The 22,737-nt window shown below is 32.6% G+C and carries 19 protein-coding genes; 9 read left to right on the top strand and 10 right to left on the bottom strand.

What is annotated here, in order from left to right; translation table 11 throughout:
* Positions 1-43 precede the first annotated feature (43 nt).
* Both gyrA and CFPG_RS04325 read left to right on the top strand, forming a co-directional pair.
* Entirely contained in the window at positions 44-2,509 is a 2,466-nt protein-coding gene (gene gyrA / locus CFPG_RS04330) for a DNA gyrase subunit A (protein WP_012573750.1), read from the top strand.
* A 48-nt stretch (positions 2,510-2,557) separates the two neighbouring features.
* On the top strand, positions 2,558-2,854 hold the full coding sequence (locus tag CFPG_RS04325) for a winged helix-turn-helix domain-containing protein (RefSeq protein WP_265348010.1): 297 nt from the start codon (positions 2,558-2,560) through the stop codon (positions 2,852-2,854).
* 251 nt (positions 2,855-3,105) lie between these two features.
* Here the strand turns inward: CFPG_RS04325 and CFPG_RS04320 are convergent, their stop codons facing one another.
* Positions 3,106-4,380: a PLP-dependent transferase gene (locus CFPG_RS04320; protein WP_012573748.1), complete on the bottom strand. Its 1,275-nt coding sequence runs from the start codon at positions 4,378-4,380 to the stop codon at positions 3,106-3,108.
* 256 nt (positions 4,381-4,636) lie between these two features.
* Here CFPG_RS04320 and CFPG_RS04315 point away from each other — a divergent pair, with 256 nt between their 5' ends.
* The 3 genes from CFPG_RS04315 to purD all read left to right on the top strand — a co-directional run bounded on the left by CFPG_RS04315 (position 4,637) and on the right by purD (position 8,802).
* Positions 4,637-6,646, top strand: coding sequence for a dipeptidyl-peptidase 3 family protein (locus CFPG_RS04315; protein ID WP_012573747.1), 2,010 nt, complete (start codon positions 4,637-4,639; stop codon positions 6,644-6,646).
* Between the two features lie 61 nt (positions 6,647-6,707).
* Positions 6,708-7,484, top strand: a complete 777-nt coding sequence (gene argB, locus CFPG_RS04310; RefSeq protein WP_012573746.1) for an acetylglutamate kinase — start codon at positions 6,708-6,710, stop codon at positions 7,482-7,484.
* A 40-nt stretch (positions 7,485-7,524) separates the two neighbouring features.
* A complete protein-coding gene (gene purD, locus CFPG_RS04305; protein WP_012573745.1) occupies positions 7,525-8,802 on the top strand; it encodes a phosphoribosylamine--glycine ligase in 1,278 nt (425 codons plus the stop codon).
* A gap of 944 nt (positions 8,803-9,746) precedes the next feature.
* Here purD and dtd read toward each other — a convergent pair.
* Complete coding sequence (dtd, locus tag CFPG_RS04295; protein ID WP_012573743.1) at positions 9,747-10,199, bottom strand: D-aminoacyl-tRNA deacylase; 453 nt, start codon at positions 10,197-10,199, stop codon at positions 9,747-9,749.
* Positions 10,200-10,437: 238 nt separating this feature from the next.
* On the opposite strand from dtd, the gene mtaB reads away from it, so the two are divergent.
* From mtaB to dapF, 4 genes are all read left to right on the top strand, one after another.
* Entirely contained in the window at positions 10,438-11,739 is a 1,302-nt protein-coding gene (gene mtaB / locus CFPG_RS04290) for a tRNA (N(6)-L-threonylcarbamoyladenosine(37)-C(2))-methylthiotransferase MtaB (protein WP_012573742.1), read from the top strand.
* 46 nt (positions 11,740-11,785) lie between these two features.
* Entirely contained in the window at positions 11,786-12,796 is a 1,011-nt protein-coding gene (locus tag CFPG_RS04285) for a glycosyltransferase family 2 protein (RefSeq protein WP_012573741.1), read from the top strand.
* Positions 12,797-13,281: 485 nt separating this feature from the next.
* Complete coding sequence (gene fabD, locus CFPG_RS04280; protein ID WP_012573740.1) at positions 13,282-14,154, top strand: ACP S-malonyltransferase; 873 nt, start codon at positions 13,282-13,284, stop codon at positions 14,152-14,154.
* A 23-nt stretch (positions 14,155-14,177) separates the two neighbouring features.
* Complete coding sequence (gene dapF, locus CFPG_RS04275) at positions 14,178-15,005, top strand: diaminopimelate epimerase (RefSeq protein ID WP_012573739.1); 828 nt, start codon at positions 14,178-14,180, stop codon at positions 15,003-15,005.
* Positions 15,006-15,427: 422 nt separating this feature from the next.
* Here dapF and CFPG_RS04270 read toward each other — a convergent pair whose 3' ends face one another.
* From CFPG_RS04270 to CFPG_RS04235, 8 genes are all read right to left on the bottom strand, one after another.
* The gene (locus CFPG_RS04270; protein WP_012573738.1) at positions 15,428-16,687 is read right to left on the bottom strand and encodes a glutamate-5-semialdehyde dehydrogenase; all 1,260 of its coding nucleotides are present in this window, start codon (positions 16,685-16,687) and stop codon (positions 15,428-15,430) included.
* Between the two features lie 15 nt (positions 16,688-16,702).
* Positions 16,703-17,773, bottom strand: a complete 1,071-nt coding sequence (gene proB, locus CFPG_RS04265) for a glutamate 5-kinase (protein ID WP_012573737.1) — start codon at positions 17,771-17,773, stop codon at positions 16,703-16,705.
* Between the two features lie 698 nt (positions 17,774-18,471).
* On the bottom strand, positions 18,472-18,969 hold the full coding sequence (locus CFPG_RS04260; protein ID WP_012573736.1) for a 30S ribosomal protein S16: 498 nt from the start codon (positions 18,967-18,969) through the stop codon (positions 18,472-18,474).
* A gap of 62 nt (positions 18,970-19,031) precedes the next feature.
* Entirely contained in the window at positions 19,032-19,967 is a 936-nt protein-coding gene (gene rsgA, locus CFPG_RS04255; protein ID WP_012573735.1) for a ribosome small subunit-dependent GTPase A, read from the bottom strand.
* A gap of 217 nt (positions 19,968-20,184) precedes the next feature.
* Positions 20,185-20,388, bottom strand: a complete 204-nt coding sequence (gene thiS, locus CFPG_RS04250) for a sulfur carrier protein ThiS (RefSeq protein ID WP_012573734.1) — start codon at positions 20,386-20,388, stop codon at positions 20,185-20,187.
* Positions 20,375-21,007, bottom strand: a complete 633-nt coding sequence (gene thiE / locus CFPG_RS04245) for a thiamine phosphate synthase (protein WP_012573733.1) — start codon at positions 21,005-21,007, stop codon at positions 20,375-20,377. Before thiE ends, thiS begins: the two co-directional genes overlap by 14 nt.
* Complete coding sequence (thiH, locus tag CFPG_RS04240) at positions 21,004-22,113, bottom strand: 2-iminoacetate synthase ThiH (protein WP_012573732.1); 1,110 nt, start codon at positions 22,111-22,113, stop codon at positions 21,004-21,006. The genes thiE and thiH overlap by 4 nt, the downstream gene beginning before the upstream one ends.
* Positions 22,114-22,395: 282 nt before the next feature.
* Positions 22,396-22,665, bottom strand: coding sequence for a hypothetical protein (locus CFPG_RS04235; RefSeq protein ID WP_041572463.1), 270 nt, complete (start codon positions 22,663-22,665; stop codon positions 22,396-22,398).
* Between the last annotated feature and the right edge of the window lie 72 nt (positions 22,666-22,737).

Genomic DNA, 22,737 nt, shown 5'->3' with positions numbered 1-22,737 from the left:
AGGTAGTTTGAATCTTTGGATTTTGAATCAAAATAATATGTAAATGGTTGATAATAACCAGGATAGAATTATACAGGTAGATATAGAAGAGCAGATGAAAACAGCATATATTGATTACTCAATGTCTGTTATAGTTTCGCGTGCTTTACCTGACGTAAGAGATGGTCTTAAGCCAGTCCATCGTCGAATATTATTTGGGATGAATGAATTAGGAAATCATTCGGATCAACCTTATAAAAAATCCGCAAGAACTGTAGGTGATGTATTAGGGAAGTATCATCCACATGGTGATAGTTCTGTTTATTTTGCTTTAGTTCGCATGGCACAAAATTGGTTGTTGCGTTATCCTTTAGTAGATGGGCAGGGAAATTTCGGTTCAATAGATGGAGATGCCCCTGCAGCTATGCGTTATACGGAGGCTCGTTTAGGGAATTTAGCAGAAGAAATGTTGCGAGATATTGACAAAAATACAGTAGATTTTAATTTTAATTTTGATGATACCTTGAGAGAGCCTTCTGTTCTTCCCACTCGTGTTCCTACTTTGTTGATGAATGGATCTTCTGGCATTGCAGTTGGCATGGCTACTAATATGCCTCCTCATAATCTTACTGAGTGTATTAATGGAATTATTGCTTATATTGATTCAAAGGGGGAAATTGATATAGACGGTTTAATGCAGTACATCAAGGCCCCTGACTTTCCGACAGGTGCAACCATTTATGGATTTCAAGGAATACGAGAAGTTTTCGAAGTAGGGAAGGGACGAATTTTGCTAAGGGGTAAAGTTGAGATAGAGATCCATAATAATAAAGAAAAAATTGTTATTAGGGAAATTCCTTATTTAGTGAATAAAAAGGAATTGATAGAGCATATTGCAGTCTTGGTTAGTGAAAAGAAATTAGAAGGAGTACATCATATCAATGATGAATCCGACCGTGAGGGTATGCGTATTGTGGTAGATGTGAAGAAAGATTTCAATTCAGGAGTACTATTGAACAAGTTGTATAAGCTTACTGCTTTGGAGTCTTCTTTCAATGTTAATAATATTGCTTTGGTAAATGGGAGACCCAGGACTTTAAATTTGAAAGAGTTAATATGTTATTTTGTAGAGCATCGTGTAGAGGTGGTGGTTCGTCGTACTCAATACGATTTAAATAGAGTAGAGAGACGAGTGCATATTGTGGATGGTTTAATAATTGCTTCTAATCATATTGATGAGATTGTTGCTATTATTCATTCTTCACAAAATCCGAATGAAGCAATAGATCGATTAAGTGGGCGTTTTGATTTAACAGAAATACAATCACGAGCTATCGTTGAGATGCGTTTAAGGCAATTAACTGGGTTAGAACAAGATAAGCTTCGTACTGAATTCGGTGAACTTAAAAAAATGATTCTTTGTTGGAAAGAAATCCTTTCTAACAGAAATATTTTAATGAAAATTATCAAAGATGAATTGATAGAAGTGAGGGATAGATTTGGAGATGTAAGAAAAACTGATATTGTCTATTCTACAGATGATTCGAATTCTGATGATTTTTATGCTGATGATGAAATGATTATTACTATTTCTCATCTAGGATATATTAAACGAACTCCTTTGGTAGATTTTAGGGCTCAAAACCGTGGTGGGGTAGGAACGAAGAGTTCTGAAATTCGTGATAAAGATTTTGTTGAGTATATTTATGCGGCAAACATGCATGCTATGATGTTGTTTTTTACTCGAAAGGGAAGATGTTATTGGTTAAAAGTTTATCAAATTCCAGCGGGTGCAAAAACATCTAAGGGACGTGCTATTCAAAATTTGTTGAATATTGATACCAATGATAAAGTAAGTGCTTTTATTCGTGTGAAATATTTAAGTGATAAGGATTTTGTAGAATCGCATTATTTGGTTTTTTGTACTAAAAGAGGAATTATTAAAAAAACGCTTTTGAATGCTTATTCTCGACCTCGTCAAAATGGAGTAAAAGCAATTACTGTTCATGATGGTGATGAGGTAATCGCTGTAAAAATGACTAATGGGAATAACGAAATTATTGTTGCTAACCGAAAAGGACGAGCATTACGTTTCAATGAAAATAAAGTTCGGAGTATGGGACGTTTAGCTGCCGGAGTAATAAGTATGACTCTTGACCTTGTAGATGATGAGATAATTGGTATGATCATTATCAATGATAAAAAGAGAGAGAATGTATTAGTTGTTTCAGAACAAGGCTATGGAAAACGTTCAAGGGTGGGGGATTATCGTATTGTCAATCGTGGAGGGAAGGGAATTAAGACTTTAAATATTACTGAAAAAACCGGTTTTTTAGTAAGTATTAAAAATGTAACTGAGCATAATGATGTAATGATTATTAATAAATCGGGTATTGCGATTCGTATAAAAGTTTCTGATTTAAATGTTATAGGTAGAGCTACACAAGGTGTTCGTCTTATTAATCTCGAAAAGAGAGGTGATGAAATTGCTTCAGTCTGTAAAGTGATGTCAGAAACTGATTTGGAATAGAATAAATATTTATTTTAAAATTATAGATAATTATATAGTAGGTAAGTAATGAGAAGATTAAGTAATATGGGAAATAGTGAGAAATTTAGGATGGCCAAAGTGAGTTCAATACAAAGGAGAGCTACCCAAAAAGTATTGAGTGTTAACGCAGAAGTGGAAATTGGTAGTAATGCAGGTAGAGTATGGAGTTTACTAAATGAGGAGGGAACTAAATCTGTAAAAGAAATTATAAAGCGAACTAAGTTTTCTGAGCTGGAAATTTATTTGTCAGTTGGTTGGCTTGCACGAGAGGGAAAGCTGAATTTTGAAGAACAGAACAATGAAATGTACTTGTCTTTAAAGTAAAGATTGTGCTTTGTTTGAATGTGTCTAAACAGAATGAATATTGATTTTTCAATGCGAAAGTGTGTGTAAACGAGGTTCGTGTTTGTTTTTATACAGGAGATAAGATAATAATTGATATACTGTTTCAAAAGATAATGGTCAAAGACCATTGTAATAATTGGGGAAAATAATTTGTAAATACTCTCAACGAATTTTGAGTTGGTAATTCTCCAAGGGGCCTATTTGTCCAAAATGTTTGATAAACTAATCTTTCATAGGGATAAAAGTCTAGTTCTGTTTTTTTTTTCATTGTTAAGTGCTTGTAAGATATCTTCTTTTAAATCTTCAATATTTTCTAGTCCTACAGAAAGGCGTAACATTTCATTAGGAACTTCTATCATTTTTTTGCATTTATCGTTTAAAGTGCTATAAATAGTGGATAAAGGATGAATAATTAGGGATTTGTTATCGAAAAGGTTTGTTGCTCGGCGAATAACTTGTAATCTATTGAGAAAAGAAAAACAAGTTGGGCGATCTTTCAGATTAAAAGTTAACATAGCACCAGAGTATTCTCCAAATTGTTTGTTACCCATCTTATAAGATGGGTTATCGGGGAGTCCAATACAATTAACTTCTTTAATTTGTGGAATAGTTTGTAAAAATTTTGCTAATGATAAGCAGTTTTCAGATGCTTTCTTAAAACGTAAACTTAGGGTTTCTAGTCCTAGGCTTTGTAAAAAAGCAACATAAGGGGACATATAAGTTCCCGTATTTCGGGATATTTCATTGCGAAGTTTGATTGTAAAAGCTTGTTCCCCAACAGTTTTTGATAATTCTTTTAATCGTGGTGAATTGGACCAATCGAAAGTTTGGTGATCCATGATCAGACCGCCTATACTAGTCGCACCACCGGAAATGTATTTAGTACTAGAAACAATTTCCAAATCTACTCCTAATTTTTTTGCATTAAAAGCAGGCCAGGGAACCAAAGTACTATCAGCTATTAGCGGCACATTTTTGCTATGGGCAAGAAATGATAAAAGTTGTAGATCAGCTACTTCTAGATGTGGATTAGTTATCGCTTCAACAAATATAGCACAGGTTTTATCATCTATATTCCTTGTGATTTCTTGTTCATCTAATAGATTGCAAAACCGCGTTTCTACTTCGAAAACTTTCAGGGTAGAATTGAATAGAGAAAATGTATTACCAAATAAATGAGGGGAGGTGACAATATTACTTCCAGCATAGGCGATAGTCATAAAAATATCCAAAATAGCTGCCATTCCTGAAGATGCCGCCAACACGTGTTTAGCCTCACTGATTTGTTGCACTCTATCTTCAAATACCTCTACCGTAGGATTTGAAATTCTTGAGTAAGTGTATTTGCCGTTTTTACCCAAAAAGGCATCTTCCATTTCTTCAGCGTTATCAAATTCAAATGCTACTCCTCCATAAATAGGCATTGAAATAGAATTATAGGTGTCTTTTTGTTGAAATCGACGATTTAATATCAGGCTTGAAATGTCTTTTTGTTCTTTATTCATTCCATAGAAATAAAACGTGTTTACATGACTTGGACATATCTACGATATGTCCTGCTCAGGAAGAGCAGCTCCTTGCCAAAGGTATATCTTTTTTATAAAATGATAATAAAAAATTGATTACACTGTATATTGTTTGATTTTTTTGTATAATTATATTTGTAGATATGAAAAAGATATTCCTGTAATGGTGATGACAATTACATTTTTTATTAACATAAACAGATAAACAGAACCTGCTAAACATATTGATGGAGTTATGGGAAAAGTTATTACTGGAGTTGAAAAAAGCAAATTCGATTATAATGCAGAGCGTTTTGCTGATGTGGATATTTTGCGTTATCGAGTAGAAGAATGGGAGAGTCTTTCCCTGAATCAAAAAAAGTTACTTTATTGCCTTAGTGAAGCGGCTTTGCAAGGAAGGGATATTATTTTTGACCAAAATAATCGTTACAATTTAGCTATTAGACGGGTTTTGGAAGCTATTTATTCTAATTACCAAGGTGATATACTGAGTAAGGATTATGAAAATTTTGTGATTTATATGAAAAAGGTTTGGTTCTATAATGGTATTCATTATCACCATTATGGTGAAGAGAAGTTTTTGCCTGGCTTTTCTAAAGATTTTTTTGTACGAGAAGTTCAATCTTTAGATCCCTTTTTTGTTCCTATGAGAAAAGGACAATCGGTAAATAACTTTCTTACAGAAATAATACCTGTTATGTTTGAATCAAGTGTTTATGCTAAAAAAGTAAATCAAAATAGTGGTCTTGATGTCATTGCTACTTCTGCCAACAATTATTATGGTGAAGATATTACTCAAGTAGAAGTTGAACAATTTTACAGTGCAATGAAGACTTCTACTAATATTACTCCTATTACTTATGGATTGAATAGCCGTTTGGTTAAGAAGAATGGGTTTTTAACGGAAGAGGTGTATAAAATTGGAGGATTATATTCTTCAGCTATAGAGCAAATTGTTTATTGGTTGAAAGAGGCAAGTCAATATGCCGAAAATAGGCTACAAAAGAGAGTTATTCTTTCATTAATTGAATATTATCAAACTGGTTGTTTAGAAAAATATGATGAATATGCTATTCAATGGGTACAAGATACAGTATCGAGGGTTGACTTTGTTAATGGATTTATTGAATCTTACGGTGATTCCTTGGGTATTAAAGCTAGTTGGGAATCCATTGTAAATTTTAAATCTTTAGAAGCTACGGCTTTCTTTCAACTCATTAGTAATAATGCACAGTGGTTTGAAGATCATTCACCTGTTGCTTCGCAATTTAAGAAAAAGGAAGTAAAAGGTGTTTCTGTTAAAGTGATTACTGTTTCTATCTTAGGTGGTGATTGTTATCCTTCTACTCCGATTGGAGTCAATTTACCTAATTCTGATTGGATACGTAAGGATTACGGTTCAAAATCTGTTATTATATCCAATATAATTGATGCTTATGACAAAGCATCCTCTGGGAATGGATTTATAGATGAATTTGTTTATGGGGAACAAGAAAAGAAATTGATTAAACAATATGGCAGTCGAACAGATAATCTTCACACTGCTTTGCATGAATGTTTAGGACATGCTTCGGGGCAGCTTTTACCAGGAGTAGATTCTGATGTTTTGAGAATTTATGGTTCTACCATTGAAGAAGCACGTGCAGATCTTTTTGGTCTTTACTATATCCCTGACGATAAGATGTTAGATCTTGGTTTGTTACCCACCCCTGAAGCTTATAAAGCCGAATATTATAAATTTCTGATGAATGGATCTATTACTCAACTTGCTCGTATCAAACTTGGCAAAGAAATAGAAGAAGCTCATATGAGAAGTCGTGCTCTTATTTCTCATTATATTCTTGATGTTGGATATGATGAAGATATTGCCAGATTGATTAGAGAAAGTGGTAAAACTTATGTTGTTATTAACAATTATGAAAAAATGCGTGAATTGATAGGTAAATTACTTGCAAGAATACAACGTATTAAAAGTGAAGGAGATTTTAATGATGCTCAATATATAGTTGAGAAATATGCAGTTTTGGTAGATATTGATCTACATAAAGAAATATTGAAAAGGTATGCCTATTTGAATATTTCCCCTTACAAGGGTTTTATTAATCCTGTTTATACAGCTGTTCGTGATATAAAAGGCAATATTATAGATGTGAAAATTAGTTATAATGAAAATTATAGTGAGCAAATGTTGCGATATTCACGAGATTATTCTCATTTACCTACTTATAATGAAGTAGCTAAATGAAAATATTAAGAGATTTTAGAAAGTAAAAGATTTTGATTAGAATTAATGGATTTATTTCAAAATGGAGAGATTAACTATTGTCAAAGTTGGAGGAGAAATTATCAGGATTCCTGAGGTTCGAGATTCCTTTCTTAAGGATTTTTCAATAATTGCTGGATATAAGATATTGGTTCATGGGGGAGGCAGTATGCTTACAGAACTTGCTAGAAATCTTGATATTGAAACTCAAATGATTGATGGACGTAGAGTTACTACTGAGAAAATCTTGAAATTAGCTGTTATGGTTTATGCAGGATTAATTAATAAAGAAATTGTTGTTGGATTACAGGCATTGGGTGTAGATGCCTTGGGATTTACAGGGGCAGATTCGAATATAATATGTTCTGAGAAAAGACCAATAAGAGATAGTATTGATTATGGTTTGGTAGGAGATATACAAGAGATTAATGTACAATTATTAAATGAATTTCTTAATAAAGGTCATACACCTATTTTTGCTCCGATTACACATAACGGGGGGGGGCAATTACTCAATACTAATGCCGATAGTATAGCAGGAGAGTTAGCAAAAGTTTTAGTTTACGACTATAATGTTCGATTAGTTTATTGTTTCGATAAGAAAGGAGTTCTATATGATGAGGGAGATGAAAACAGTTTTATCAGTGTATTAAGTTATACTGATTTTCAACGATATAAAGAAAATGGAATCATTGGAGGAGGAATGTTGCCAAAATTGGATAGTGCTTTTAATGCTCTGTCTGCAGGAGTAAAAGAAGTGATTATTACGTGTGCTTCTAATATTAAGCATACAGGAAGTGGCACTCATTTAAAATTATAAGATAGTAAGTGGAATAAGTTAGTTTAGTAAAAAAATATAGATGAAAAATATTTTATTATTGGGAGGTGGGGGAAGAGAACATGCCCTGGCTTGGAAAATGAGACAGAGTTCTATGGTTGGACGACTTTATATTGCTCCAGGAAATCCTGGTACAGCGACAATTGGGATAAATGTAAATATTTTAGTGACTGATTTTGAAAATTTGAAACATTTTGTTTTGGATAATGCTGTCGACATGGTAGTGGTCGGTCCTGAAGAACCTCTCGTGAGAGGTATTTACGATTTTTTCAAGCAAGATGAAGAATTAAAAAATATTTTTGTAATTGGCCCTTCTCGTATTGGGGCGATGATGGAAGGTAGTAAGGATTTTGCAAAATCTTTTATGATCAGGCATCGTATTCCTACTGCTGAGTATTTAAGTGTAACCAAAGAAAATTTACTAGAAGGGATACAGTTTATAAAGAAACTGCAAGCTCCTTATGTTTTGAAAGCTGATGGATTAGCTTCTGGTAAAGGTGTATTGGTTATTGAGCATTTAGACGAAGCAATTAAAGAATTGAGAATTATGTTGAATGGGAGTTTTGGTAAAGCAAGTGAAAAGGTAGTGATTGAAGAATTTCTTTATGGTATGGAATGTTCTGTATTTGTGATAACAGATGGGACACATTACAAAATGCTTCCAGAAGCAAAAGATTATAAACGAGTAGGGGAGGGCAATACAGGTTTGAATACAGGTGGGATGGGTGCTATAAGTCCTGTTCCATTTGCAGATGAAATATTTATGAAAAAGGTTGAAGAACGTATTGTTATACCAACTATAAATGGATTGAAAAAAGAGGGTATTGACTATAAGGGATTCATTTTTATTGGTCTGATGAATGTAAGTAGTGATCCAATAGTTATTGAATACAATTGTCGTATGGGTGATCCGGAGACAGAAGTTGTTATGCTTCGCATACAATCAGATTTGGTAGATTTGTTAGATGGAGTTGCTAATGGAAATCTTTTGAAAAAAAAAATGATTTTTGACGATAGGGTGGCTGCAACTGTTATGTTAGTATCCAAAGGATATCCGAGTGTTTATGAAAAAGGAAAAACCATTAGAGGATTGGTTTTAGATAAGGTACAAGAGAGTATTATTTTTCATGCTGGAACAAGTCAAAGAGATGGTGAAATTGTAACTAATGGTGGAAGAGTATTGGCAATCAGTTCTTATGGTAGAGACAAAGCAGAAGCTTTACAAAAAATTTTTGAGATCGTGGAGTTAATAGATTTTGAAGGGAAATACTATCGCAAGGATATCGGTTTCGACCTTTGATTTTTATGCGATTAGATATAGCAAGGATACATAGAGTATTTATTGCCAATTGGGTTATAACATTTTTTTCTGTACTGGCATTTGTTGGTTTGCGACTGTTGGGCAGTAGGGATTGGTATTCCATTCAGTATTGGATTCCTGCAATTATTCAAATGGGAATTGCATTACTTCTTTTATTTCTTTCTCAAACGTATGGCATTATTCGTCAAAAGTCGTTGCTTCCTGCTTTTTTTTATCTTTTGTTTGTGGGAACAAATCCCTTATTATTTGGCAATTTGAGTGGAAGTATTTCGACAATACTTATCATAGCTTGTTTTTTCTTTTTATTTGCTACATATCAGAATTCGTTACCACAGATTTATGCTTTCAATATCGCGATATTTATAACACTTGGAAGTTTATATTGGTTTCCTTTATTATTTTTTTTACCGTTATTTTGCTATGGCATGTATTTATTAAGAAGTCTTAACTTCAGAAGTTTTTTTGCTCTTTTTCTAGGAGTTTTTGTTGTTTATATGTTTTTATGGACTTCAAATATTATTTCGGAAAATAATTTGAGTGTTTTTTTTAAAAGATTTTTTGCCTTTGATGATTTGCAAATTATTTGGACTTTCTCTCTTGGACTTCAAAAGCGGATTATTTGTAGTTTCTGGATCATTTTTCTTTTTCTCAGTGGATTAAAGATTTTTTTGTTTGACATTTCGGAGAAAATCCGTACTATAATGATCTTAAGGTACCTTTGGGTCTTATCTTGTATTCTTTGTGTATTATTATTGACACAAAGTCAATGGGAAAGCGAGTGGTTACTGATTTTATATAGTTCTGTTTCTTTATTAATTTCTTATTTTTTTGCCCCGTTAAAAAAAAAAATTGTATTGTGGTTCTTATTAGTTTTAACCGCAGGTTTTTTAGTATTATTCTTTTGGAGTACACTTTGAGGAAATTTATTCTCTGTTTTTTGAATCTATGCAGATGGTTACTGGTCCATCATTAATTAGTTTTATTTTCATATTAGTTTTAAATGTTCCGGTTTGAATAATTTTACTCATTGCTGAGCTAATAGTAGCGCAAAATTTTTCGTACAAAGGAATTGCTTTTTCTGATTTAGATGCTCGAATATATGAAGGACGATTTCCTTTTTTGGTAGAAGCGAATAATGTGAATTGACTGACACATAATAATTCTCCTTCTATATCTAAAAGGGAACGATTCATCGCTCCTTTATTATCATTAAAGATACGTAGATTAACAATTTTTTTTACTAAAAAATCAATATCCTCTTGCTTGTCATTTTCCTCAATTCCTAAGAATATCAGTAATCCTTGCCCTATTGATGATTTTAGTTGATGATTTATTGTAACGGATGCTTTCAATACTCGTTGAATAACAACACGCATGCTTTACATTTATATATGAGATTTTGTAAAAAGAAGGGCAAGTTGACTACATCGCGTCGCTACAACCAACTACCCTTGCTGCCGTCAAGCCCTGGGGGAATTCGAAGGGAGCTGACCGTATAGGACTTACCCCAATGCAAAGCTAAAATATATTTTCAAGATAAGAAAATGGTTAGGTAATTAGCTTATTGATTGGATTTGCATTTTTTTAATAATTTTATAAAAAAAATAATAAGTAGTGAAAGATAGTGTTTGTTTTCATGATAAAAAAGCGGCGTACTATACATTGGGATGTAAGTTAAACTATGCAGAAACTTCTGCAATAAGAGAATGCTTTTTACAAGTTGGAATCAAAACGGTACAAGGAGAAGAGAATCCCGATATTGTTATTATTAGTACTTGTTCAGTAACTGAGGAAGCAAATAAGAAATGTCGCAATTTGATTCGTCGTGTTCGGAGAAAATATTCAAGTGCTTTTTTAGTGGTTACTGGATGCTATGCTCAATTGTGTAGCGAAGAGATAATAAAAATAGAAGGGATTGATTTGGTAGTAGGTTTAGAGGGAAAGAGAAATTTATCTAAATATGTTTTGAGAGGGGAAAGAGGAATCATAGTGTCGCCAATGATGGAAAGTCAGGAGTTTACTCCTGCTTGTTCCTATGATGGTAGAACTCGATCATTTTTAAAAATACAAGATGGCTGTGATTATACTTGTAGTTATTGTACTATACCGTTGGCAAGAGGAAAAAGTCGGAATAGGAAAATATCTGATTTGGTTAGGAATTCGATGCAGCTAGGAGCAAAAGGAGTAAAAGAAATTGTTTTGACAGGAGTAAATATTGGTGATTTTGGGAAGAGTACAGGGGAAAATTTTTTGGATTTATTACGAGATTTAGATAAGGTTGAGAATATTAGTCGTTTCCGTATATCGTCTATTGAACCAAATTTATTGAGTGATGAAATAATAGAATTTGTTGCATTTTCGGATCGTTTTGTCCCTCATTTCCATATCCCATTGCAATCTGGTAGTGATGCTGTGTTACGATTGATGAATAGGAAGTACGATATAGTATTGCTTCGGTCTAAAATAGAGAAGATAAAAACTCTTATGACGGACGCATTTATAGGGTTTGATATTATTGTTGGGATGCGAGGAGAAACAGACGAGTATTTTAGAGAAAGTCAGAAGTTTTTGGAAAGTTTACCGTTTAGTCAATTACATGTATTCACTTATTCAGAACGCCCAGCTACTATGGCCTTGAATATTAATCAAATGATTACTCTTAAAAAGAGACAGGAGCGACGCAAGGAACTTCTAGCATTATCGAAAAGGAAATGTAAAGATTTTTATTGTTCTCAAATAGGGACAAATCACAGTGTTTTATTTGAGAATAGCCGTAGAGGTAATAAAATATATGGTTTTACTGAAAATTATATTAAGGTAGAAATGGAGTACGATGAAAAATTTATTAATCAATTGTTAGGTGTAACTTTAGGGGGCTGGAATGAAAATGCAATGGCATTAACATTGAAACTTTAGACATTAAAAATAAATTCACGAATGACTCTAGTGTTTGATATTAGCGATGAAACAGACAGCTATTTTAATTCTCAATTGGAATGGTCGTAAATTATTAGAGAGATTTTTGCCTTCTTTATTAATGCATGTTCCAGTAGAGAATGTGGATATTATTGTAGTTGACAATGGTTCCACGGATGATTCTTTAAAATTTTTACATTTGTATTATCCTACTTTGATTGTGCGGGTTTTAGGGGAGAATTATGGTTTTGCAGAAGGGTATAATCGAGTTTTACTGAATTTGGATTATGAATTTATTGTTTTGTTAAATTCTGATGTAGAAGTAGGAGAAAATTGGTTTTGTCCAGCAATCAATTATTTAGAAACCCATAAAGATGTTGTTGCATTGCAACCAAAAATTTTATCCTTTACAGATAAATCTTTGTTTGAATATGCTGGAGCAAGTGGTGGTTTTTTGGATAAGTATGGATATCCTTTTTGTCGTGGGCGTATTTTTTGTATGATAGAAAAAGATGAAGGACAATATGATAATCCGATACAGATCTTTTGGGCGAGTGGAGCATGTTTGTTTATTCGTTTAGAAGATTTTAAGATGGTAGGAGGGTTTGATTCTGCATTTTTTGTTCACCAAGAGGAAATAGATTTATGCTGGCGATTGAATTTACTAGGAAAGAAAATTATATGTTTACCTTGTCTACGTGTTTATCATGTAGGAGGTGCAACACTTGATAGAGAACATCCCCAAAAAATCTATTTGAATTTTAGAAATAATCTTTTGATGCTTTATAAAAATTTACCGGATATTAGTTATGATAGAGTGATGGTTATTCGTTTTTTTTTGGATTATTTATTTGCTCTATGCTATTTGTTGAAGGGACGATTTCGTAATGCTTTTGCAATATGGAAGGCACGATTGGATTTTAGGAGATTAAAAAAGCAACATCGAGTTCTTCGAAGTGAAAATCGAGAGGTATTGCCAACTATTTTTCGTGGATGCATAGTTTGGCAGTATTATTTCAGGGGGAAGAAAAAGTGGAATTCATTAAATATTTCTTGAAACAGACTAAATCCTTCTGCTCAAATTTGTCCAAAAGATATAAAATTAGAGCTAATATAAAATTAGAGCTAATAAAAAATATACTATCCTTTTCATTTTTTGAATTTCTTGCTAAAGCCTGTCGTTTAGTTAAACGAATACAAAGTGTAGTGTCTTTTCATAGACTATTTGCAGTTGATAAATGATAATATGCTAGTAGGATAAATTTTAGTTACACAAAAATTATCTCATTTGTACCTTGTCTTCCAGCTACGGATGGGGGGGACTATGTTGTCTAATATGATATTATGTTGTAGTTGGTGATTTTCAGAATACTTGATATTGTTTTAAAGATGTGATACACAGATATGTTGAGAGAAGTATTCAGCATGTGTATTTTTAATATTTTATATCCAAATGAAATAAACAAAAAAGTATAAGGTTAAGAATTATTCAGGAACAATCTTATCTTTGTAATCTTTGCTTAAATCTATAAAAATAACTACATGAATGCTTTTATATTTCCGGGACAGGGAGTTCAATTCCCAGGTATGGGATTAAATTACTATAAAAAATCCGTTCTTGCCAAGGAATTATTTGAAACAGCTAATGAAATATTAGGTTTCCGAATCACTGATTTGATGTTTAGAGGAACTGCTGAAGACCTTCGTCAGACAAAAACAGCCCAGCCAGCAATATTTCTTCATTCTGTAATTGTCGCAAAAAGTTTAGATAATTTTAATCCTAGTATGCTTGCAGGGCATTCTTTAGGTGAATTTTCAGCTCTGGTTGCTGCTACAGCATTGTCTTTTAAAGATGGATTGCTCTTGGTTTATAAACGAGCATTGGCTATGCAAAAAGCATGTGAAGTAAACCATGGAACAATGGCTGCTATTCTCGGAATATCAGAAACAATTGTAGAGGAAATATGTTCCGAAATAGAAGGAATAGTGGTTCCAGCAAACTACAATTGCCCAGGACAGATTGTAATATCAGGGGATTTAGAAAGCGTGAGTATTGCTTGTGAACGTTTAGCAGCAAGAGGAGCTAAATGCATAAGACTTAATGTTGCGGGAGCCTTCCATTCTCCATTAATGGAATTAGCAAAAGCCGAATTAGCAGAAGCAATTCATTCAACAGTTTTTATAACTCCTATATGTCCGATTTATCAAAATGTGAATGGAAAAGGTGAAACTATTCCTGAAATAATTAAGGATAATTTAGTTTCTCAATTAACCGCGCCAGTCAGATGGACACAATCAGTACAAAATATGATTACTGATGGTGCCACTTTTTTTACGGAAATAGGACCTGGTAGTATACTACAAGGGTTAATACGAAAGATTAACTGCAATGTCAAAGTGGCAAGTATTACATAGTTTTTTTTTAAAAATCAATTTGTATGAAATTTACTAAAATGCATGGAGCAGGTAATGATTATATATATATCGATTGTTTCAAGGAAAAAATAGATTGTCCGGAAGAATTAGCTATACGTTTAAGTGATCGTCATAAGGGTATTGGCTCAGATGGTTTGGTATTGATTATGCCTTCTGATAAATGTAGTTTTCGGATGCGTATGTTCAATTCAGATGGATCAGAAGCTCAGATGTGCGGTAATGCTATTCGTTGTGTAGGGAAATATGTATATGATAACGGATACACTAGAAAATTGAATATTACGATAGAGACATTAGCAGGAGTAAAGCAGCTTGAATTGTTTCCAACTAATGACAAGATAAGAAAAGTAAAGGTGAATATGGGAAAACCAATACTACTTGCTAAAGATATTCCAGTAATATGGGAAAAAGAAAAGTTAATTTATGAAACAATAGATTTTTCTTCGGAACAATGGATATTAACTGCTGTTTCAATGGGAAACCCCCATGTTGTTATTTTTGTCGAAAAAGTTAGTAGATTAGATGTCAAAAGAATTGGAAAAGAAATAGAACATCATCCAATGTTTCCGGAAAAAATAAATGTAGATTTTGTAGAAATACTCTCGCTATACCATGCAAAAATGAGAGTATGGGAAAGAGGAAGCGGAGAAACACAAGCATGTGGAACAGGAGCATGTGCGGCGCTTGTTGCGAGTGTTTTGAATGGGAAATTAAATAGAAAAGCCACAATTTCTCTTTTGGGGGGTGATTTGGAATTGGAATGGGATGAAAAAACAGAACATGTATTTATGACTGGCGATGCAAGCTTAGTATTTATTGGGGAATTTTAAGCTGATAGAATAGTATTCAAGTTAAAAAGAATAAAGAAAAAAGGTCAGCTAATTATTAAGCAAAAGGCAATTCTGACCAATCTCTAGATCATAAATTAGAATATTGGAGGAGTAAAAATTAGGGTAGTAGGAATTTTTGTGAAAGAGGCAAATGTTCATTGTTAAGTTAGAGTTTAACTTCGTAAAGAAATACTAAGCGATGAATCAACATTGCTTTCTTTATCGAAAAAAAGAAATAACCTTCAACTCTACTTGTTAAAAATGAAAGGTGTCATAAGAACGGTAAAAGGCGTAATAGATTAAATCATTATGTGCATTCTTTTTATCTGCGAATTTTTCAATAAGAAATATTGAATCGTCCGACTTTTATTATTCAATATTTATTCAACATTGGTCGAATTCCAATCGAACATAGTATATTTTCAGGAACGTATTTGTCCACTGCCTTCTATAAGATATTTGTAAGTAGTTAATTCTTCCAATGCCATAGGCCCACGGGCATGTAGTTTTTGTGTACTGATGCCTATTTCTGCTCCCATCCCAAATTGAGAACCATCAGTAAAAGCAGTCGAAACATTAGCATAAACGCATGCTGCGTCAATTTTTTGTAAAAAAAAATTAATAGTTTTAGGTGATTCGCTCACAATGCATTCGCTGTGTTTTGAACTATAGCGAGTGATGTGATCTATTGCTTCACGGATATTATTTACGGTACGAATACTCATTTTGTAATCTAAAAATTCTGTCCCAAAACTCTCTTCTACTGCTAGTTGAATCAAGTTGGCAGGATAACAAGTTACTAATACCTTGTATGAAGGCTCATCGGCATAAATAATGACATTATTTTTTTGCAAATCGCCGCATATATAGGGTAGATCATTCAATCTTTCTCGATGTAAAACTAGACAATCTAAAGCATTGCAAACACTTACACGACGAGTTTTTGCGTTATTAATGATTGCTCTCCCTTTATCTTTGTCACCTTTTTTATCAAAATAAGTATGACAAATACCAGCACCTGTTTCAATCACTGGAACCCGAGTATTATTTCTCACAAAATTAATCAGAGAACTACTGCCACGTGGAATAATTAAATCTACCAATCCTACAGCACCCAATAAAGCAGCTGTGACTTCTCTATTAGGGGGCAATAGTATACATGTATTTATATTAATACGATACTTCTGCAAGACTTGGTGAATTATATTTACTAAGGCATGATTTGATAGACTAGCATCTGACCCTCCTTTTAATACACAAGCATTGCCACTCTTAAAACAAAGCGAAAAAACATCAAAAGTTACATTTGGACGAGCTTCATAAATAATTCCGATAACGCCAAAAGGCACACTTACTTTTCGAATCAACATACCATTGGGACGAGTTATTTCATGTAGAACTTTCCCTATAGGTGAAGAAAGAACAGCAACACTTCGCATATCATCTGCCATAGTTTGCAAACGTTCTTTTGTCAATTTTAGTCGATCATATTTTTGGTCAGATGGATCTATACGTGACAAGTCTTCAGCATTGGCTTCAAGTATGGTGTTCTGATTTTCTAATAAATGGTCTGCCGTATTTCGCAAGATATTTTTAATAGTCTTATTGCTCATATCCACTAGAGTACGTGAAGCAATTACTGCTTGTCGTAAAAGATCGTATACTTGATCGTTCATAAACATTGTTTTTTGAGAAATCTATTCTAGATAAAGATAGTCGTAATGTATTAATGGTTTCATATCGTGTTTACCTATGTATTGAGTTGCCTCTCGACTATCATAATTTGACCTTCCTATGCCTATTTGAACACCATTCTCATCCATGATGCGAACAATATCATCTTTCTCAAAACTGCCAACAATACGGGTAACTCCTACTAAAAGAATACTAATGGCTTTTGTTTCTTGTAGTGCCTTTGTTGCCCCTTTATTAATATAAACCTTTCCTTTAGCAAAGTCTTCAGAATGGGCAATCCACGTTTTTACACTGCTTATTGTTTTTTGGGCCGGTTTGAATTGGGTATGAACTACATTATTCTTTGTTTTTAACAAATCGAGTAATATATTTTCACGTTGACCATTAGCAATGATGACAGTAGTTCCTTCATCTGCCACTTTTTGGGCAATTCGGTATTTAGTCTGCATTCCGCCGCGTCCGAAAGAAGACTGAGTAGTTTGTACATAGTTTGAGATATCTTTATCTTCTGTTATTTCTCGGATAACTGATGCATTAGGGTCTGTTGGATTACCATTATAAATACCGTCTACATCACTGAGAATGATCAAAGCATTCATTTTCATCATAGTGACTATTAAAGATGATAGTTCATCATTATCAGTAAACATAAGTTCGCTTACGGAGACAGTATCATTTTCATTCACAATTGGAATAACTTTGTTTTCCAACATTATTTCCATGCAATGCTTCTGATTGAGGTAATGCGAACGACTACTAAAATTTTCTTTAGTAGTGAGTACTTGTCCACAAACGATACCATGATTACGAAATAACTCGTAATAGTGATTAATTAACTTAGCTTGTCCCACTGAAGAATAGAGTTGTCTGGCTAAAACAGAATCCAATTTCTTTTCTATTTTAATTTCGCTCCGGCCAGAAGCTACTGCGCCAGAAGAAATTATAATAATTTTAATTCCTTGTTTATGTAGCTCTGCTGTTTGATCTACCAAAGCTGACATTCGTGTAATATTTAATGTACCATCATCGCGTGTTAATACATTACTCCCTATTTTGATAGCAATACGTTTCATTTACAAAATGTAAAAATAATAAAAAATAGAAAAGTTAAAATTATAAGATTTGATTTATAATTATTTATTGATTTGAAATAGGTAAAATAATTTATATTCACTTTCAGTGGAATCAGGAATATACAAGACTTAAGGAATTCATGCTAGACTAGAATAGAACGTTAAAATTTCTTTTCGAATAAAAAATCTATCTCTTACGGATGGACAAAACTAACAAAAAGCATTTTATGGAAAAATTATAAAGAAGATCAATTCCACCATAACAAACAAATTAAAAAATGTCATATTGAGAATTTTGAGTATCCTGAATATTTGTAACTTATCAGCATTGCATCTTTTTTAATTGGGGTATCTTTTTATATTATATTTAGGAGTCTATACTTCAATAGAAACATGTAAATAACTATAAAAAAACTTCTTGCATTATGAATAATAAATCATCTCGAACCAGATGATGGGGTGGGAGTCCTAAACAAACGCAGTAGATATTTTTTCAGGGTCATAATGATTTGAGTTTTATATTAAAAAACGGTTTGAGATTGATACCTCGTGGTAGAGGGGTCATCTACCACCTCCCCCTCCGCAGATAAAACGATGCTACTAACACGCCTTGAGAGAGATATCATATATTTTCTCAAAGCATAATTCCCCCATCTTTCCCTATAAGGGTATAAAGGGGTATGCTTTGTAATGAAGGTCTATTCACTGGGAAGTGGAGTATTGTTTTCTTCTTTTAGAAGTTTCTCTTTTTGTGCCAAAACTTTGGTTTTTGTCTGATTTACTACCCTTTCAGATTCTAATTTAGCTTTATTAACAATTCTTTGTTGTTCATATATTTTATTGATTTCATTTTGAATAGCTATTCGTTTGACGTTCTTCCATGCTTCAAATTTACTTTTGGCATCTGCTTCAGAAAGAACGCCTTTATTAATACCTTCTAATAGATGTTTTTTAAGAAAAATACCTTCACAAGAAAGAATATTCCTTGCTGTATCCGTGGGTTGTGCTCCTACATTTAACCAGTACAAAGCTCTTTCGAATTTTAGATTTATTGTAGCAGGATTTGTATTTGGATTGTAAAATCCAATTCTTTCGATAAAATTTCCATTTCGCGGAGCTCTGCTATCTGCAATTACAATGTGGTAAAATGCATATCCTTTGCGGCCATGTCTTTGTAATCTAATTTTTGTTGCCATTTAATTGGAGATTTGTATTAATGTGTACAAATGTAAGACTTTTGAAGAATTATTTGAAGATATTAAAAAGCTTCTCTGTATTTGTTCATATCTACGTCTTCTAATATATTTATATAACTAATATAACGTGATTTACTTATATAATGATTTTTTATAGCTTCACGAACTGCACATGCAGGTTCTTTTTGGTGAGTACAGTTATAAAATTTACAATAGGGCGAGAATCTAAATATATCAGGGAAATAATGAGATATCTCTTCTTTTTCTATGTCAAAAATACCAAAACCTTTGATGCCCGGTGTATCAATAATATACCCACTACTGGAAGGAAGTTCTAACATTTTTGAAAAAGTAGTTGTATGCATCCCCTTGTTGTGATGTTTTGATATAGACTGTACTTTTTGCTTAGCATTGGGGATGAGCCGATTGACAATAGTAGATTTTCCCACTCCCGAATGACCGTAAAACAACGTAATTTTTCCTCTTAATAATTTTTCCATAAAGAGAAGATCTTCATCTTTTGTAGCTGCTATTTTGTAGCAAGAATAACCAATGCTTTTGTATAAATGGATAAGGATATCGGCATAGTTCATATCGTGATTGTTATATAGGTCTGTTTTGTTGAAAAACAGTAACGTTGGAATACGATATGCTTCTGTTGTTACCAAAAAACGGTCAATAAAGATAGTTGTGGTGATTGGATAATTGACCGTTACAATTAAAAAAGCTTGATCAAGATTAGTAGCAATGATATGCGATTGTTTGGACAGATTGGAAGCTCGCCGAATAATATAATTTTTCCTATCTTCGATAGTAGAAATAAAGGCTGTTCCATAAAGGTCTTTCTCAATCAATACATAATCGCCTATTGAAATGGGATTAGTGCTTTGTATTCCTTTTAAACGAAAGTTTCCTTTAAGTTTAGCTTTTATCAATTCTCCCCTATCTGTTTTTAGTTGATACCAACTACCTGTATTTTTTATAACTAGACCTTTCATATCACTATTCAGTATAAAAACTATGGTTGATAAATAAATGACAGACGATAGGGATACCTGTCATTTATTTACATAATTTATTATTGGTTTGCAACCATGTTAATATATATTATATATGTGTTTGTTGATCTTTTATCAAATTAGTATTTATGGTAATATTTATGGCGAATAAAAAGAAGGACAAATCTCGACTTATCAAAATAAAGATTAATTGAACTTAACCTCCTCCTACAAATTTTAGTATTTCAAGAGAATCTCCTTCGTTTAATATAATTTCTTTAAACTTTATCGGCCTAATGATATTGAGATTATGCTCTACGGCAATCCCTTTGGGATCAATACCGTTATATTGTAATAACTCTTGAATTGTAAGATTTTCTTGAATCCCTTTATTTATTCCATTGAGTTTAATAGTAATCATTGATTATTTTTTTTGCTTTATTTATTGTTTCAACAATATTTTTTGATCCGACGATTTCAGTAACCATGCAAATATTTTCTGGTTTAAATTTAGCGACTCTTGAGAGATTGGAAAGTTTTATTCCTCCTATGGCGACTTTGGGAATTTTGATATGTATAACACAATACTCCAAATATTCTAGACCTACAGCATCTATCATATTTTCCTTTGTAAATGTTTGAAATATAGGGCCTACTCCTATATAATCAGCTCCATTAATAGTGGCTTTATTTGCCTGTTCAGGGTTGTGTGTAGAAATACCTATAGCCATATCCTGTCCTACAATTATACGGGCTTTCAATAGTGGTAGGTCATCTTGTCCAAGATGAATCCCATCGCTATGGACAGACATTGCTATATCAATATCGTCATTGACAATAAAAAAACAATTATAGCTTAACGTTAATTGTCTTATGGTTTCGCATTGTTTCAATTTTTCGAATTTTGTTTTTTTCTTTTCGCGGTATTGTATAATCCTGATTCCAGAATCAAGCAATTCTTTTACTATTTCAACGTTGTTTTTTTTTGAGAAATTTTCGGCGGTAATGGCATATAACCCTTGAGGAATTTTCTTTTTCATAACATCCAATCTTTTAAAATTGGTTGGTAACCTTTTTTGTGAATCATATTTTTTATTTGTTCTACATTGGAATGATCATTGATTATAAATTGCCCTTCGGTTCTATTCTTATTAGAATATCCTCCTATTTCCGTACTTGAACCTGCAGATATTTTGGTTACACCCAAAGATATAAGATTATTTCTTAACTCATTACTTTCTCTAGTAGATATTGAAATATTTATCCTATTCATAAAAAGCCGAATGGCACAAATAGCTTGCACAAGATCCCTATCTGAAATAATAGTTTTTGGCTGGTAATTCCCCGCTGCAGGACGGAGTCTTGGAAAAGAAATTCCTATTTCTGCAAAAGGGAAGGTTTTTTGTAAATATTTGGCATGAAGCCCAGCAAAAAAAACTTCACTTATAAAATCGTTTAATCCAAGCAATGCTCCTACAGTTAGATTAATGTAACCAGCATTACCAGCCCTTTCACAAGTTTCTAATCGGTATTTATAATTTGATTTTGTTCCATTGGTGTGGAGTATTTTATATAAAGACTCATTGTAGGTTTCTTGATAAATTGTTAGTCCGTGTACTCCAAATTGTTTTAATTGTAGATATTCATCTATTTCAAGTGGATAGACTTCTATGTCGATATAATCGAAATAATCGCTTAAGATAGCAGTACATTCTTTGAGGTATTGAACAGATGATTTAATGCGACTTTCCCCTGTAACGAGCAAAATATGTCTTATGCCGTAATCTGTAAGAACTTTACATTCTTGTTCTACCTCTTCTAGAGTTAATACATTTCGTTTGATTTTGTTTTTGGAGGAAAATCCACAATAAATACAATCATTAATACAAAAATTGGAAACATATAAAGGTGCATATAATAGTATGGTTTTTCCAAACTGTTTATTAGCAATCGCATGAGCTTTTTGTGCCATGTCTTCAATATAGGAGAAAGCTTGTGGAGATAATAGATTCAGGAAGTCTGTCTCGTTAAGAAATTCTTTGTCAAGTGAATCTTTTATTGCCTTCTCTGAAAGTTTTTTTGTGTATTTGGTAAAATCAAGCTTATTATAATTTTTTTTGATATCGTAAAAACTCATAGGGCGCATAGAATAATTATTTCCATAATAATACTAAGGTACAATCCCATAAAATTTTTTGTTCAATTGTTTTTTTTTCTACTCTGTCCGTTTTTCTTACTCTACTACCTTGCAATATATCCGTTTTAATTTAGTGTTAAATATTTTCTACAAAATTTCACGAAGCGAAGCGCTATTTTTAATAAGTCTCTTAATAAAACCTTTAAGGGACAAACTTTGTGGATCTAATGAATATTTACATTTTTTTCATAAAAGATTTTTTTATTCTTGGAGCTCAATAATTTCATTCCTTTACAATAATTGTTGTAATACCTTTAATAATTGCTCACTTTTCTCCTTAATTTTTTCCTTCAAAATATCATCTATAAGTTTTAAAACCTCTCGTTCTTTTCCCTTCAAATCTCTTAGCCAGATAGAATTTCTGTCATTTAAATTATCTCTCTGAATAATCAAACTACTGAACGGTTCTCCGATTTTGTTTTGTAAAATGTGATCTATGTACACTTCTTTATCTATTAATTCTGATAAATGTTGTGATAATTCTTTTGCTTTTTCTTTCATATTCAATCAAAATTACGCATTATAATAATAACACCCTGTTTATTTATTAGATATCAAAGAACTAGATACTAT

The organism is Candidatus Azobacteroides pseudotrichonymphae genomovar. CFP2, assembly GCF_000010645.1.
Lineage (GTDB): Bacteria > Bacteroidota > Bacteroidia > Bacteroidales > Azobacteroidaceae > Azobacteroides > Azobacteroides pseudotrichonymphae.
Note: the sequence above shows the minus strand (reverse complement) of the source record. Positions and strands in the feature narration are given on the sequence as shown.